The organism is Streptomyces sp. LUP47B (genome assembly GCF_001746295.1).
Taxonomy (GTDB): domain Bacteria; phylum Actinomycetota; class Actinomycetes; order Streptomycetales; family Streptomycetaceae; genus Streptomyces.
The window spans coordinates 143283-156858 of sequence record NZ_MJAH01000011.1 but is presented as its reverse complement, the minus strand read 5'-3'; the positions used below and the strand labels follow the sequence as shown (position 1 = coordinate 156858).

Sequence of the window (13576 nt, the reverse complement as noted above, 5' to 3'; positions counted from 1 at the left end):
GGGCGGACTACTCTCGGAGCCCATGAGCGACAGGCACATCAGTCAGCACTTCGAGACCCTCGCGATCCACGCGGGCAACACCGCGGACCCCGTCACCGGAGCGGTGGTCCCGCCGATCTACCAGGTCTCGACCTACAAGCAGGACGGCGTGGGCGGTCTGCGGGGCGGTTACGAGTACAGCCGCAGCGCCAACCCGACCCGCACCGCCCTCGAGGAGAACCTCGCCGCCCTCGAAGGCGGCCGCCGGGGCCTCGCGTTCGCGTCCGGACTGGCGGCCGAGGACTGCCTGCTGCGTACGCTGCTCAGCCCCGGCGACCACGTGGTCATCCCCAACGACGCGTACGGCGGCACGTTCCGCCTCTTCGCGAAGGTCGTCGCCCGCTGGGGCGTCGAGTGGTCGGTCGCCGACACCAGCGACCCGGCCGCCGTACGGGCCGCGATCACCCCGAAGACCAAGGTCGTGTGGGTGGAGACCCCCTCCAACCCGCTGCTCGGCATCACCGACATCGCCGCCGTCGCCCAGGTCTCCCGGGACGCGGGCGCCAAGCTCGTCGTCGACAACACCTTCGCGACGCCCTACCTCCAGCAGCCGCTGGCGCTCGGTGCCGATGTCGTCGTGCACTCCCTGACCAAGTACATGGGCGGCCACTCCGACGTCGTGGGCGGCGCCCTGGTCACCGCCGACGAGGCACTGGGCGAGGAACTGGCGTTCCACCAGAACGCGATGGGCGCGGTCGCCGGGCCCTTCGACTCCTGGCTGGTGCTGCGCGGCGCCAAGACGCTGTCGGTGCGCATGGACCGGCACAGCGAGAACGCCACGAAGGTCGCCGACATGCTGACCCGGCACGCGCGCGTGACGCAGGTGCTCTACCCGGGCCTGGCGGAGCACCCCGGGCACGAGGTCGCGGCCAAGCAGATGCGGTCCTTCGGCGGCATGGTCTCCTTCCGGGTGGAGGGCGGCGAGGAAGCGGCCGTCGAGGTCTGCAACCGCGCCAAGATCTTCACGCTGGGGGAGTCCCTCGGTGGCGTCGAGTCGCTGATCGAGCACCCCGGCCGCATGACGCACGCGTCCGTGGCGGGCTCGGCGCTCGAGGTCCCCGCCGACCTCGTGCGCCTCTCCGTGGGCATCGAGAACATCGACGACCTGCTGGAGGACCTCCAGCAGGCGCTCGCCAAGTAGGCCGGGCCGGGCTCACCAGCCCCCCATCGGTGGAGTCGTCGTGGACGGCGGCTCCACCCACGGGCGCGCGGTCAGCGCCCACACCACGAACGCCACACTCGCGGCGAACAACAGCAGCCACATGATCCGGCGCGCCGCTGTCCTGCGCCGGAGCATGCGCGATCCACGCCGTACGACGTCCCCGTACAGATCCGCGGGCACCTGCGGCGCTCCCCGTTCCATGATCTGTCGCACGGCGGCCTCACGCTGGGTCCGGTTCACGCGCACCTCCCGAGACGACGCACGTGTCCCCGGGCACGGCCGCCACTCCGTCCCGCCTCCTCATGACGCCGCCACCTTCGCCTTCACCACTGCCGGTGCGGGCCCGCGCGGTGGGTGCAGCAGCGTGGCCGTCGCCCGGTCGCAGATGGTGCGGACGCGTTCTGTCGGCAGGCCGAGCAGGGCGGCCGCCTGTTCCTCGGCCACGCCCTCGTAGAGGCGCAGTACCAGGATCAGCCGCTCCTGGGGGGCGAGCCGGGACAGCGGGCTGTCGGGGTGCGTGCGGCCGCCGAGCAGGACGCCGTGGCGGCGCCATGCCCCGTGGGCGAAGCGCAGGGCGAGGTGCTGGCGGGTGCGGTCGTAGGGATCTTCACCGCGCAGCCGGTCCCAGCACGCGTACGTGTGCGCGAGCGCGAGTGTGAGCAGGCGTCGCGCGCGCGGGTTGTCGTCCGGTGCCTCCGCCGTCAGGAGCGTCGCGGTGTGCAGCAGCCGTCCGGCCGCGCCTGCGACGAACGCCTCGAACTCCCGGGCCCGACGCGTCCCCTGGAACACCTGCTGTTGCGGCACCGCACCTCCCCGCCTGCGGATGGCCGTACGACGGCTTCGTACGACCACGAGGACCCGGTCTCAGAGGACCCGGTCTCATATGAGGCCCGGCACGGCCGTCCGGTCAAGGGGCGGGGCGGTACACACGTGTGCGCGTGCCTAAGAGGACTGCGCCTCCGGTCCCGGGAGGCCCTGGACCGCCATCCGGGAGGAGAGGGCGCTGTTGAAGCGTGTGAGGAGCGTGCAGAACGCCTCGCGCTCCTCCGGCGCCCAGTCGTGTGTCAGCTCGGCCATCAACTGACGACGTGAGGAGCGCACTTCCTCCAGCCGGGACTGCCCGCGCGGGGACAGCTGGAGCACCACCGCGCGTCCGTCCTCGGGGTGCGAGGTGCGCTTGACCAGGCCGGTGTCGACGAGCGGCGCCACCTGCCGGGTGACCGTGGACGAGTCGATCCCCATGCTCGCCGCGAGCGCCTTGACGCCCATCGGGCCTTCCTTGTCGAGCCGGTTGAGCAGCAGGTACGCGGCGCGGTCCATGGAGTTGCGCACCTGCCCCACCCCGCCGAGCCGGGTCTGTTCCGCACGACGGGCGAAGACCGCCACCTCGTGCTGCAGGGTGTCGAGAAGACCGGTGTCACCGACGGTCGTCATGTCCATCGACATTCCAGGTGTTGTGGGCATGGCCGGAGGCTCACTTCATGAAGGGGCAGCTGAATTGGGGGACAGAGTACGCGGCCCGGAGGCAGGCCGTACCAGCGCTGAGTAAACCCGTCTCGGACGTTGGTCACAGCGCGAGCACGCGCGTGTGAACTGCGAGACTCGAGTCATGAACTACCGCAAGGCCCACCCCGTGCCGCCGGTGACGCTCGACGACGTGCGCGGCGCGCAGAAGATGCTGTCGGGCGTGGCGCGGACGACCGCGATGGAGGGCAGCCGCCACCTGAGCCGGCTGGTGGGCGCGCCGGTGCACTTCAAGTGCGAGAACCTCCAGCGGACGGGCTCGTTCAAACTCCGCGGCGCCTACGTCCGGATCGCCGGGCTGCTGCCCGAGGAGCGGGCCGCGGGTGTCGTGGCCGCGAGCGCCGGAAACCACGCGCAGGGCGTCGCGCTGGCCTCCACGCTGCTCGGCGTGCGCTCCACGGTGTTCATGCCGAAGGGTGCCCCGCTGCCGAAGATCAGCGCCACCAGGCACTACGGCGCCGAGGTGCGCCTGCACGGCCAGGTGGTCGACGAGACGCTGGCCGCCGCACAGGAGTACGCGGCCGAGACGGGCGCGGTGTTCATCCATCCCTTCGACCACCCCGACGTCATCGCGGGGCAGGGCACGGTCGGCCTCGAGATCCTGGAGCAGTGCCCCGAGGTGCGCACGGTCGTCCTCGGAATCGGCGGCGGCGGACTCGCGGCCGGTGTCGCGGTCGCCGTGAAGGCCCTGCGGCCGGACGTGCGGATCGTGGGTGTGCAGGCGGCGGGCGCGGCCGCATATCCGCCCTCGCTGGCGGCCGGGCACCCGGTGGCGGTCGAGAATCCGGCGACGATGGCCGACGGCATGAAGGTCGGGCGGCCGGGGGACGTGCCGTTCGGGATCGTGGAAGAACTCGTGGACGAGGTCCGCACGGTGACGGAGGACGAGCTGTCCGCCGCGCTGCTGCTGTGCCTGGAGCGGGCCAAGCTGGTCGTCGAGCCGGCCGGCGCGAGCCCGGTCGCGGCGCTGCTGAGCGACCCGGGCTCCTTCGAGGGCCCGGTCGTCGCGGTGCTGTCCGGCGGCAACGTCGACCCGGTGCTGCTGCAGCGGGTGCTGCGGCACGGCATGGCCGCGCAGGGCCGCTACCTGGCCGTTCGGCTCCGGCTCACGGACCGGCCCGGTGCCCTCGCGACACTTCTCGGGGTGTTGTCAGTGGTCGACGCTAATGTCCTGGACGTGAGCCACGTCCGGACCGATCCACGGCTCGGGCTCGCGGAGGCGGAGGTCGAGCTGCACCTGGAGACGAAGGGTCCGGAGCACTGCGCCGAGGTCGGCCGAGCCCTCCGCGAGGCGGGCTACACGGTCATCGACTGAGGTCAGGACCCCCTTCAGGACACAGGAGTCACTCTTTGGAGTAAGTCCATTGAGAGACGCGATACATCGCGTTATGGTGTGTCTCGTGCCCCCGTTCACGCCGCCCGCGGAAAAAGCACGGGCGGTGGAAACCGCACAAACCTAGGCTTTCCCAAGAATCCCGACGACGTGGAGACTCATATGCCAGGCGCCATCTATGCCGAAGGTCTGGTCAAGACCTTCGGGGACGTAAAGGCTCTGGACGGCGTCGACCTCGATGTCCCGGAGGGCACCGTCCTGGGCCTCCTCGGACCGAACGGCGCGGGCAAGACGACGGCCGTCCGCTGCCTGACGACCCTCCTGAAGCCGGACAGCGGCTCGGCGGTCGTCGCGGGCGTCGACGTCCTCAAGCACCCCGACGCCGTGCGCCGCTCCATCGGCCTCTCCGGCCAGTTCGCGGCCGTCGACGAATACCTCACCGGCCGCGAGAACCTGCAGATGGTCGGCCAGCTCTACCAGATGAAGGGAAAGCAGGCGAAGCTCCGCGCGACCGAGCTGCTGGAGCAGTTCGACCTCGCCGACGCGGCCGACCGCCCCACCAAGACCTACTCCGGCGGCATGCGCCGCCGCCTCGACCTCGCGGCGGCCCTGGTGGTCTCACCACCCGTGATGTTCATGGACGAACCGACGACCGGTCTCGACCCACGCAACCGGCAACTGCTGTGGGAGGTCATCAAACAGCTGGTCTCCGCCGGCACCACCCTGCTGCTGACCACCCAGTACCTCGAAGAGGCAGACCACCTCGCCCATGACATCGCCGTCGTCGACCAGGGCCATGTCATCGCCACGGGCACCTCCGACCAGCTCAAGGCCCGCACCGGCGGTGAGCGCGTCGAGGTCGTCGTCCACGAGCGGGAGCACATCCAGGCCGCCTCGGAGGTCCTGCGCGGCTTCGGCAAGGGCGACACCACGGTCGAGGACCACATGCGCAAGCTCACCGTGCCCGTCACGGGCGGCGCCAAGCTGCTCGCCGAGGTCATCCGTGAACTCGACACCCGCGGCATCGAGATAGACGACATCGGTCTGCGCCGCCCCACCCTCGACGACGTCTTCCTGTCACTGACGGGACATGCGGCTGAGGTCAAGGACGCGGAGAGCGACAAGGAGGCCGCCAAGTGAGCATGATGAACGATTCCCTGGTCATCGCCCGACGGAACCTGATCCGCATGACCCGGATCCCCGAGATGATCCTCTTCGGGCTGATCCAGCCCATCATGTTCGTGGTCCTCTTCACATACGTCTTCGGCGGCTCGATGAAGATCGGCGACAGCACCGACCCGGACGTCTACAAGAACTTCCTGATGGCCGGCATCTTCGCGCAGACCGTCACGTTCGCCACCGCGGGCGCCGGCGCGGGCATCGCCGACGACATGCACAAGGGGCTCATCGACCGGTTCCGCTCGCTGCCGATGGCGCGCGGTGCGGTGTTGACCGGCCGTACCGTCGCCGACCTCGTGCAGACGGCCCTGACCCTGCTGGTCCTGGCCATGGTCGCCCTGCTCGTGGGCTGGCGTCCCGGCTCCGTGGACTCGACCAACCTCGGCAAGATCCTCGGCGGCTTCGGTCTGCTCCTCCTGCTGGGGTACGCGTTCACCTGGATCGGGGCCCTGATCGGTCTGTCCGTGCGGACCCCGGAGGCGGCCACGTCCGGAGGGCTGATCTGGCTCTTCCCGGTGACGTTCATCTCGAGCGCCTTCGTGGACTCCGCCCAGATGACCCCGTGGCTGCGGCACATCGCCGAGTGGAACCCGTTCAGCGCCACCGTGCAGGCCTGCCGTCTGCTCTTCGGCGACCCCGGTCTGTCCCAGTCCGACGCTTGGCCCATGCAGCACCCGGTCTGGGCCTCGCTGATCTACTCGGTCCTGATCATCGTCATCTTCAGGACCCTGGCGGTCCGCAAGTACCGCTCGGCCACCGCATGACGGAGCCCCCGGCGCCGCGAGGGCGCCGGGGGCCCGCCAAGGACAACGGTCGGCCGGGGTCAGCCGTTGTAGGGCTCTGCCGTGAGGATGGTCACGGAGGCCTTCTTGCCGTTCGGCAGTTCGTACTCCGCTTCCTCCCCGACCTTGTGGCCGATCACGCCGGAGCCCAGCGGGGACTGCGGCGAGTACGTCTCGACGTCCGCGCTCGCGTACTCGCGCGAGGCGAGCAGGAAGGTCATGGTGTCGTCCTCGTCACCGTCGAAGGCGATCGTCACGACCATGCCGGGCGCCACCGTCCCGTCCGCGGACACCGGAGCCTCGCCGACCTTGGCCTTCTCCAGGAGCTGGGTCAGCTGGCGGATGCGGAGCTCCTGCTTGCCCTGCTCTTCCTTGGCTGCGTGGTACCCGCCGTTCTCGCGCAGGTCGCCCTCCTCGCGCGCGGCCGCGATCTTCGCGGTGACTTCCTCGCGCGCGGGACCAGACAGGTACGCCAGCTCTTCCTTGAGCTTGGTGTACGCCTCCTGGGTCAGCCAGGTGACGTCTTCGCTGGTCTGGGTCACAGGTGCTCCTCGTAGGTACTGGGAATACAAAGCATCGCCCTACCCAGAAGAATGTGCCTTCACGGATGGGCGAAACCACGAGCCTAACAATTCAGCGGCCGAAGGGGGAGGACATAAGCCATCAGAAATACGTCCGCGCAGGTCAGCGTCACGCATCGAGAGTGACGTCAGTCGGCGTGACAGCCCAGCAGCTCGGCCGTGGTGCCCGGGGCCGTCGTACGGAGCGTGACGACCTTGTCGATGCGGGTGGCGTCACCGCCGAAGCGGAAGTCGGCCCGGCCCACCTCGGAGCCGTCCGCCGCCTGGGAGCGGATCGTGCAGTAGCCGGAGGTGCCGGAGTCCTTACGGACCTCCAGATGCACCTGCACCGCGGACTTCTGCGAGTCGAACGTGATCACCTCGGCGCTGATCTTGTTCTGCACGACGTAGTGGTAGGCGAAGTAGCCGATCAGCGCGAGCAGGAGGGCGCCGAGGACGGCACCGGCGATCCGGAGCTTGTGGTCGGCACGCTCGTCCGAGGAGCGGCCGTAGCGTCCCTCGGGCAGCCGGGTGCTCGCCGTGCTCATGATCGTCTCCTGGTAAACCAAGGCCGTGGAATTAATCGCCCCCCGATTCGGTCACTATAGAAGCCGCCGTTCGCCCCCGAAGACACCGGGGCGCCGACTTACTGAGGATTGAGTCTTGACTGACCAGCTGCGACTGATGGCCGTGCACGCCCACCCCGACGACGAGTCGAGCAAGGGCGCGGCCACCATGGCGAAGTACGTGTCCGAGGGGGTGGACGTGCTGGTCGTGACCTGCACGGGCGGGGAGCGCGGCTCCATCCTCAACCCGAAGCTTCAGGGCGACAAGTACATCGAGGAGCACATCCACGAGGTACGCAAAAAGGAGATGGACGAGGCCCGAGAGATCCTCGGCGTACGGCAGGAGTGGCTCGGCTTCGTCGACTCCGGCCTGCCCGAGGGCGACCCGCTGCCGCCGCTGCCCGAGGGCTGCTTCGCCCTGGAGGACGTCGACAAGGCGGCCGGCGAGCTGGTGAAGCAGATCCGCACCTTCCGTCCCCAGGTGATCACCACCTACGACGAGAACGGCGGCTACCCGCACCCCGACCACATCATGACCCACAAGATCTCGATGGTGGCGTTCGAGGGCGCGTCGGACACCGAGAAGTTCCCCGAGTCCGAGTTCGGCCCGGCCTACCAGCCGCTCAAGCTCTACTACAACCAGGGCTTCAACCGCCCCCGCACGGAGGCGCTGCACCACGCGCTGATCGAGCGCGGCATGGAGTCGCCGTACGGGGACTGGCTCAAGCGCTGGGACGAGTCGCCGATGCGCAACCGCACCCTGACCACGCACATTCCGTGCGCGGAGTTCTACGAGATCCGCGACAAGGCCCTGATCGCGCACGCCACACAGATCGACCCCGACGGCGGCTGGTTCAAGGTCCCGCTGGACCTCCAGAAGGAGGTCTGGCCGACGGAGGAGTACGAGCTCGCGAAGTCCCTCGTCGATACCTCCCTCCCCGAGGACGACCTCTTTGCGGGCATCCGCGACAATGCCTGACATGAGCGCAAGCGCAAGCCTGGCAATGACGCACCTCGCGACCCTCGCCAAGGAGGTCGACGAGGACAAGGTCACCCCCGGAGTCCTCGGCTTCATCGTCTTCGCGGCGATGGCCCTGGCGGTGTGGGCCCTGATGAAGTCCATGAGCAAGCACATGAACAAGGTCGACTTCAAGGAGTCCCCGGACAGGGCGGCCTCCGGCGAGGAGACCGCCGACAGTCCGTCCGGCAAGACCTCGCCGGCCAAGGGCTGAACCACGCGGCGGCGACGGGAGGGGACACCAGAGGCCCCTCCCGTCAACGGCCGTGCCCGGCCGACGGCCGCCAGCCGAAGGCCCGCCCACCTCAGCCCCGCGCCGGGGCCACCGCCACCCCCATGACCTCCCGTGCGTGCCGGTTCGGCACCATCCCGAGGCGCCAGGCCTGCCATCCGGCGTCCAGATTCACGCCCCGCTCCAGCAGCAGTCCGTACGCCCCCACGTAGTCGTCCAGCTTCTCGTCCCGTGCCCCGTGCTCCCGGCGGCCCAGCTCCGCCAGCTCCTCCTGGGCGACCGCCGCGCCGATCTCCACGCCGCCCGGTGCCGCGTACGGCAGCAGGGTGCAGCGCAGGAAGCGGGCCCAGTCCTCGCCCCGCTCGTCGCCGTAGGAGGCGAACAGGGCCACCGCCTCGTCGCACAGGGCGAGGGCCTGCGGGGTACGGCCGTTGCCCGCGTCCACCACCGCCAGTTCGAGGCAGGTCCACCCCTCCCCGTGGGCGACGCCGATGCGCTGGAAGTCGGCGCGGGCGTCGACCAGGAGCTGGCGGGCGAAACCCGAGTTGCGCAGCGAACCCGTCTGCGCGGCGCGCTGGTCGCGGGTGGCACGGGCCGAGTGGTGACGGGCGCAGGCCAGGCCGTAGACGTCCCGCATACGGGAGAACATCGTCCGCGAGCGTTCCAGCTCACGGACCGCGAGGTCCAGGTTGCCCGTCTCCTCCAACGCCTGACCCAGGTAGTACACCGTCCACGCCTCGCCGCGCGCGTCCTCGTTGTCGCGGTGGCGGGACGCGGCCTGGCGCAGGCCGTCCACCGCCGCCGACGGATCCCCGGCCACCAGGCGGGCCCGCGCCAGCTGGGTCAGCGCCCACGCCTCACCGCGGGCGTCGCGGGTACGGCCGTACAGGTCGAGGGCTGTCCTCAGCTCCGACTCCGCGCGCGGTACGTCGCCCATGCGCAGGGCCAGCTGGCCGAGCTGGAAGTGGGCCCAGGCCTCGCCGTGGACGGACTCGCCGGCGCGGTGCAGGACCAGGGAACGGGTCAGCAGGTCCTGTGCCTGCGCGACACGGCCGCGGTCGCGTTCGACCGCCGCCAGGGCGTGCATGGTCCAGGCGCGGTCCGTGGCCAGCTCGGGAGGCGACTGGAGGGCCAGGGCCTCCTCGAGTTTCGCCGCCGCCTCGGTCAGCTGGCCCTGGTGGTGGAGGGTGATGCCCAGGGAACACAGAGCGCGCGCGGCGCCCGCGTCGTGGTGGGCCTCCATATAGAGGTCGACCACCGAGGTCAGTGTCGTGCGCGCCTTGTCCAGCTCACCCAGCTGGCGGGCCGCGATACCGGTGCGCCACTGCACCGAGCGGACCAGCAGCCCCTGGTCCACCGCCTGCGCCAACTCGCTTATCTCACCCAGGCGGTAGAGGTCGCCGCGCAGCAGGCAGTAGTCGCACAGCGCGCCCAGGAGATTGAGGACCGCCCCCTGGTTGACGCCCTCCGCGTGCCTGAGCGCCGCCGTGATGAAACTCGACTCGTCGTCCAGCCAGCGCAGCGCCTCGTCGAGGGAGGTGAAGCCGTGCGGACTGAAACGGTCCGAGCGGGTCGACATGTTGCCGTCGACCAGGCGCAGCACCGAGTCGGCGAGGTCGGCGTAGTTGACGATGAGGCGTTCCTGCGCGGCCGTGCGCTCGGCCGGCTCCTCCTCATCCAGCAGTCTGGCCTGAGCGAAGGCGCGGACCACGTCGTGGACGCGGTAACGGCTGCCGCGGACGTGGTCGATCAGGCCCGCGCGGGCCAGCGCCACCAGGTGCCGGGTCGCCTCCGTCTCGTCGGTGGCCAGCAGCGCGGCGGCCGCGGCGGCGCCGAGCGAGGACCGGCCGGCCAACGCGAGGCGGCGCAGCAACCGGCGGGCCTGCTCCGACTGGTCGGTGTAACGCAGCCACAGGGCGCGTTCGACGGGCCCGACCGGACCGTACGCGCCGAGATCAGTGGCCAGTTGGCGCGGGGAGCGGGGACCGAGGGACGAACCCGCTATGCGCAGGGCCAGGGGCAGACCGCCGCACAACTCCCTGATCAGGTCGGCCGACTGGGCGTCGTAGGGGCCGCTGGTGGACTGCGCGGCCGCCTCGAGGAGCTCCTCGGCGCCCGCCGCGTCCAGGGAGTCGACCGGGAGTTCGTGCACATGGGCGGCGAGGTCCGACGGCAGGCCCAGCGGCTCGCGGGCGGTGACCAGGACCAGACTGTCGGAACGCTCGGGCACGAGGGTGCGGACCTGCTCGGGGTCCGAGGCGTCGTCCAGCACGATCGTCACCGGCAGGCCGGTCAGATGCTGGTGATAAAGCTCGCTCAGCCGCTTGACCTGCTGGTCGGGAGAGGAACGCTCACGGAACAGCAGCTGCTCGCGCGGGGCGCCGAGCCGGTTCAGCAGATGCAGCAGTGCGTCCCGGGTGGAGAGCGGGGACTCCTCCGGGTTGTCACCGCGCAGGTCCACGACGCAGGCGCCGCGGAAGTAGTCCCTGAGGTCGTGCGCCGCCCGCACGGCCAGTGCCGTCCGGCCGCTGCCGGGCGGGCCGTGCAGCACGACCACCGTGGGCCGGGTCTCGGTCGTCGCGCGCGAGGCCTGCACCCACTGCCGGATGCGGCCCATCTCCGTCCGGCGGTCCGCGAACTCACTGATCGGCTCCGGGAGTTGCCCGAACGACTGCTCCAGCACACTCCTGCCGCGGGCCGCCGCGCTCTTGTCCGTGCCGCGCAGTCGCGGGCCCGCCTTCTTCGGGCCGGTCGACGCGCTCAGCACCCGCTGCTGGTCGAGGAAGGGCCGGATGCCCCGTACCTCCAGGGCCGTCAGCCACTGGAGCCGGAGCTGTTCCGGGCCGCCGGGCTGGCCGATGGCGCCCGCCCGGTGGTGCGCGGCCGGCAGATGCGAGCCGGCCACCTTGACCACGGTCGTCGCCGCGGCCACGACGCCCACGGTCACGCCCGCGCCCAGCGCGGTGCCCGTGTCGGTGCCGAGCGCCAGGTCGGCCACGGCAGCGGCCAGAGCGGCGACCGCGGCCACCAGCAGAGGAGTGCCGGACGCCTCCTTCGCGTACCGCTGCCCGAAGGTGAGTTGACCGGCCTGCGCCTCGTCCAGCGCGTGTGTGTACGCCTCGTACTCGTCGGCGGCCGTCTGCGCCATCGCGTCCAGTGATCCCCGGGCCCGCGCGAGCAGTACGGCCCCGTCGACCCGCCCGCCCGAGCGCCGCACCTCCTCCTCCACGGCCCGCCCCAACAGCCGTTCGGCTTCCGCCCGATGACTGTCCCGCATGTCACTTCCCCCTCCGGCGGCAACGACTTCGCCTATGAGTGTCCTTCGAGGCGGGCGGGAGCGCGAGGGGGCGGCGATCACGAACGGTCAGGCTTGAGAGAGATCCAGAACTCTTCAGGATTCCGTTTGATCACCAAGTGCCCGTCTCGTAATGGATCGTGCCTCATTCTCAGAAAACGGAGGAGAGGGTATCAATGCCGCATAGCCTCTTCGCGGGACGCGAGGGGAGTCTTGGTGCGCGAGGATCACGCGACGCTGGTCGCATTGGGGTTCGGTTCTGACGAGTTGGAGGGGATGGGCCTGGACAAACCCGCGTCCGGGGAGCCGTCGGGGCTTGTGGACGCTTATCTGCGTCGCAGCGCCAAGAAGGAGGATCTGGCCACCCTTCGGGGACACGTGAGAGACCTGGTTCGCTGGGCGCAGGCAGAAGGTCTTCAGATTCGGCACATCTGGTTCGAGCAGCTTTCAGCATCCAAGACGTATGTCCGGCGCAGGGAGTTCGAGAAAGCCACACATGCCGTCATGGCAGGCAAGTCCAAGACGCTCGCCGTGTGGAAGACGGACCGCTTCGACCGGCGCGGTATGGGAGCGGTCGGCCGGATGCTTGACGAGTTCGACCGCAGGCGGGCGCGGCTCGTTTCTGTGTCGGAGGGATTGGATTCATCGAAGGGCGGACGAGTGGTCTTCGCGATCCTGAGCGAGAGGGCGAGGGAAGAAGCGAAGGACATGGCGCAGCGGGTCAAGTCCGGCCATGACTCGCACAAGGCCGAAGGGCGGAGGGGCACGGGAAGGCCGCCGTTCGGGCTCTGCAGCCCTCCGGGAAGCGGAAAGGTCGAACCCGATCCTGGAGAGTACGAAACGGCTCGCAGGGTCGCCGATCTGCTGCTGGACAGGAAGAGCACCAAGGAGACGGCCCATCAACTCAATGAAGAGGGACGTCGAACCCGAAGCGGCGCCACGTGGTCACCCACCGCAGTGAGCAAGCTCGCTCAGTCCCCGCTCTTCGCGGGCATGGTCCCGGTCCGGCGGCGCAGAACCGACGAGTGCGGGAACCCTCTGGGTAGTTGGGAGGGTTACGGAGAGCCCCTCTACAGCGAAACGGGCGGGATCGTCTCGTGCGGGACAGGGGTGGTGACCACGGACGAGTGGTTTCGCATCAAGGCCCTCATCGCCGAACGGACCGATGCGCGGTGGGCCATGGGAAGACCAGAGGGGAAGTACCTGGGTACGGGCATTTACCGGTGTGGCCGGATGCGGGACAAGACAGACAGCGGAATGCTTGAACCGTGCGGTGGCCCCATGAGCCAGCGCGGTGGACGCTACCGGTGTGAAGTCCGCCAGACGCGCGGCAGGTCAGTCTGCGAGGGTTTGGTGACCCTCGCTGAACGCGTTGATCGCGCGGTCGGGCAGGCATGGATCGACCACATCACCGCTCTTGAGCCGGATGCGCCAGTGATCACCGCGATTGCTCGGCGGTGGACCATGTTCGCAGATCCGGCGACTCAGGTGAAGAGGAACGAAGTAGAGAGGGCTCTCGAAGCAGCGCAGAAGCGGGTGAGGAAGCTCGAAGAGGACTTTTATGTCTACGGGAAAATGGACGAGGGCCGCTTCGAGGAACTGAGCGAGGGACAACGCGCTGTCATCGAGAGTGCAAGCTCGACGCTGGAGGCGGTCGGAGCGGAAAGTGGCCTGTCGTACGTCCCGCAGCCCGATGCTCTGAAGGAGGCGTGGGGACGAGCAGACATGGTCGACAAGCGGATGTTGCTGAAGTGCGCGCTCGGGGGCACAGGCATTACGGTGATGCCGGCGGCCAGGCAGGGGGATCCGAGTCCGATCCTGGATCGGCTCGTGTTCGACTGGTTGTGATGTGAGGACTCAGGGGCGCATGAGCTTGATTTATCAGG

Annotated in this window: 13 protein-coding genes; 7 read left to right on the top strand and 6 right to left on the bottom strand. The window is 69.6% G+C overall.

All coding sequences use genetic code 11. The features are described 5' to 3' along the window. The first annotated feature begins 22 nt into the window (after window positions 1-22). Window positions 23-1180, top strand: a complete 1158-nt coding sequence (locus BFN33_RS30780) for a cystathionine gamma-synthase (protein WP_069763420.1) — start codon at window positions 23-25, stop codon at window positions 1178-1180. A 12-nt stretch (window positions 1181-1192) separates the two neighbouring features. On the opposite strand, the gene BFN33_RS30775 is transcribed toward BFN33_RS30780, so the two are convergent. The 3 genes from BFN33_RS30775 to BFN33_RS30765 form a co-directional block, all read right to left on the bottom strand. Further along, window positions 1193-1441 carry a hypothetical protein gene (locus BFN33_RS30775; RefSeq protein ID WP_069763419.1) on the bottom strand — a complete coding sequence of 83 codons (249 nt, stop codon included), beginning with the start codon at window positions 1439-1441 and terminating at the stop codon, window positions 1193-1195. Window positions 1442-1501: 60 nt separating this feature from the next. After that, window positions 1502-2005, bottom strand: coding sequence for a sigma factor-like helix-turn-helix DNA-binding protein (locus BFN33_RS30770; RefSeq protein ID WP_069763418.1), 504 nt, complete (start codon window positions 2003-2005; stop codon window positions 1502-1504). A gap of 138 nt (window positions 2006-2143) precedes the next feature. Continuing rightward, on the bottom strand, window positions 2144-2647 hold the full coding sequence (locus tag BFN33_RS30765; RefSeq protein WP_079141085.1) for a MarR family winged helix-turn-helix transcriptional regulator: 504 nt from the start codon (window positions 2645-2647) through the stop codon (window positions 2144-2146). A 163-nt stretch (window positions 2648-2810) separates the two neighbouring features. Here BFN33_RS30765 and ilvA point away from each other — a divergent pair, with 163 nt between their 5' ends. From ilvA to BFN33_RS30750, 3 genes are all read left to right on the top strand, one after another. Beyond that, entirely contained in the window at window positions 2811-4040 is a 1230-nt protein-coding gene (gene ilvA, locus BFN33_RS30760; protein ID WP_069763417.1) for a threonine ammonia-lyase, read from the top strand. A gap of 180 nt (window positions 4041-4220) precedes the next feature. Next, entirely contained in the window at window positions 4221-5198 is a 978-nt protein-coding gene (locus tag BFN33_RS30755; protein WP_069763416.1) for an ATP-binding cassette domain-containing protein, read from the top strand. Between the two features lie 5 nt (window positions 5199-5203). Beyond that, window positions 5204-6001, top strand: coding sequence for an ABC transporter permease (locus BFN33_RS30750; protein ID WP_069763577.1), 798 nt, complete (start codon window positions 5204-5206; stop codon window positions 5999-6001). A gap of 59 nt (window positions 6002-6060) precedes the next feature. Here the strand turns inward: BFN33_RS30750 and greA are convergent, their stop codons facing one another. Both greA and BFN33_RS30740 read right to left on the bottom strand, forming a co-directional pair. Beyond that, a complete protein-coding gene (greA, locus tag BFN33_RS30745; RefSeq protein ID WP_069763415.1) occupies window positions 6061-6561 on the bottom strand; it encodes a transcription elongation factor GreA in 501 nt (166 codons plus the stop codon). A gap of 167 nt (window positions 6562-6728) precedes the next feature. Beyond that, on the bottom strand, window positions 6729-7127 hold the full coding sequence (locus BFN33_RS30740) for a DUF4307 domain-containing protein (RefSeq protein WP_069763414.1): 399 nt from the start codon (window positions 7125-7127) through the stop codon (window positions 6729-6731). A 136-nt stretch (window positions 7128-7263) separates the two neighbouring features. On the opposite strand from BFN33_RS30740, the gene mca reads away from it, so the two are divergent. Together mca and BFN33_RS30730 are read left to right on the top strand one after the other, a co-directional pair. After that, the gene (gene mca / locus BFN33_RS30735) at window positions 7264-8124 is read left to right on the top strand and encodes a mycothiol conjugate amidase Mca (protein ID WP_069763413.1); all 861 of its coding nucleotides are present in this window, start codon (window positions 7264-7266) and stop codon (window positions 8122-8124) included. After that, entirely contained in the window at window positions 8117-8377 is a 261-nt protein-coding gene (locus BFN33_RS30730) for a hypothetical protein (RefSeq protein ID WP_079141084.1), read from the top strand. The genes mca and BFN33_RS30730 overlap by 8 nt, the downstream gene beginning before the upstream one ends. 91 nt (window positions 8378-8468) lie before the next feature. On the opposite strand, the gene BFN33_RS30725 is transcribed toward BFN33_RS30730, so the two are convergent. Further along, window positions 8469-11672, bottom strand: coding sequence for a tetratricopeptide repeat protein (locus BFN33_RS30725; protein ID WP_069763411.1), 3204 nt, complete (start codon window positions 11670-11672; stop codon window positions 8469-8471). A gap of 234 nt (window positions 11673-11906) precedes the next feature. Between BFN33_RS30725 and BFN33_RS52735 the strand changes: the two genes are divergently transcribed. After that, complete coding sequence (locus BFN33_RS52735; RefSeq protein WP_069763410.1) at window positions 11907-13538, top strand: recombinase family protein; 1632 nt, start codon at window positions 11907-11909, stop codon at window positions 13536-13538. Window positions 13539-13576: the final 38 nt, after the last annotated feature.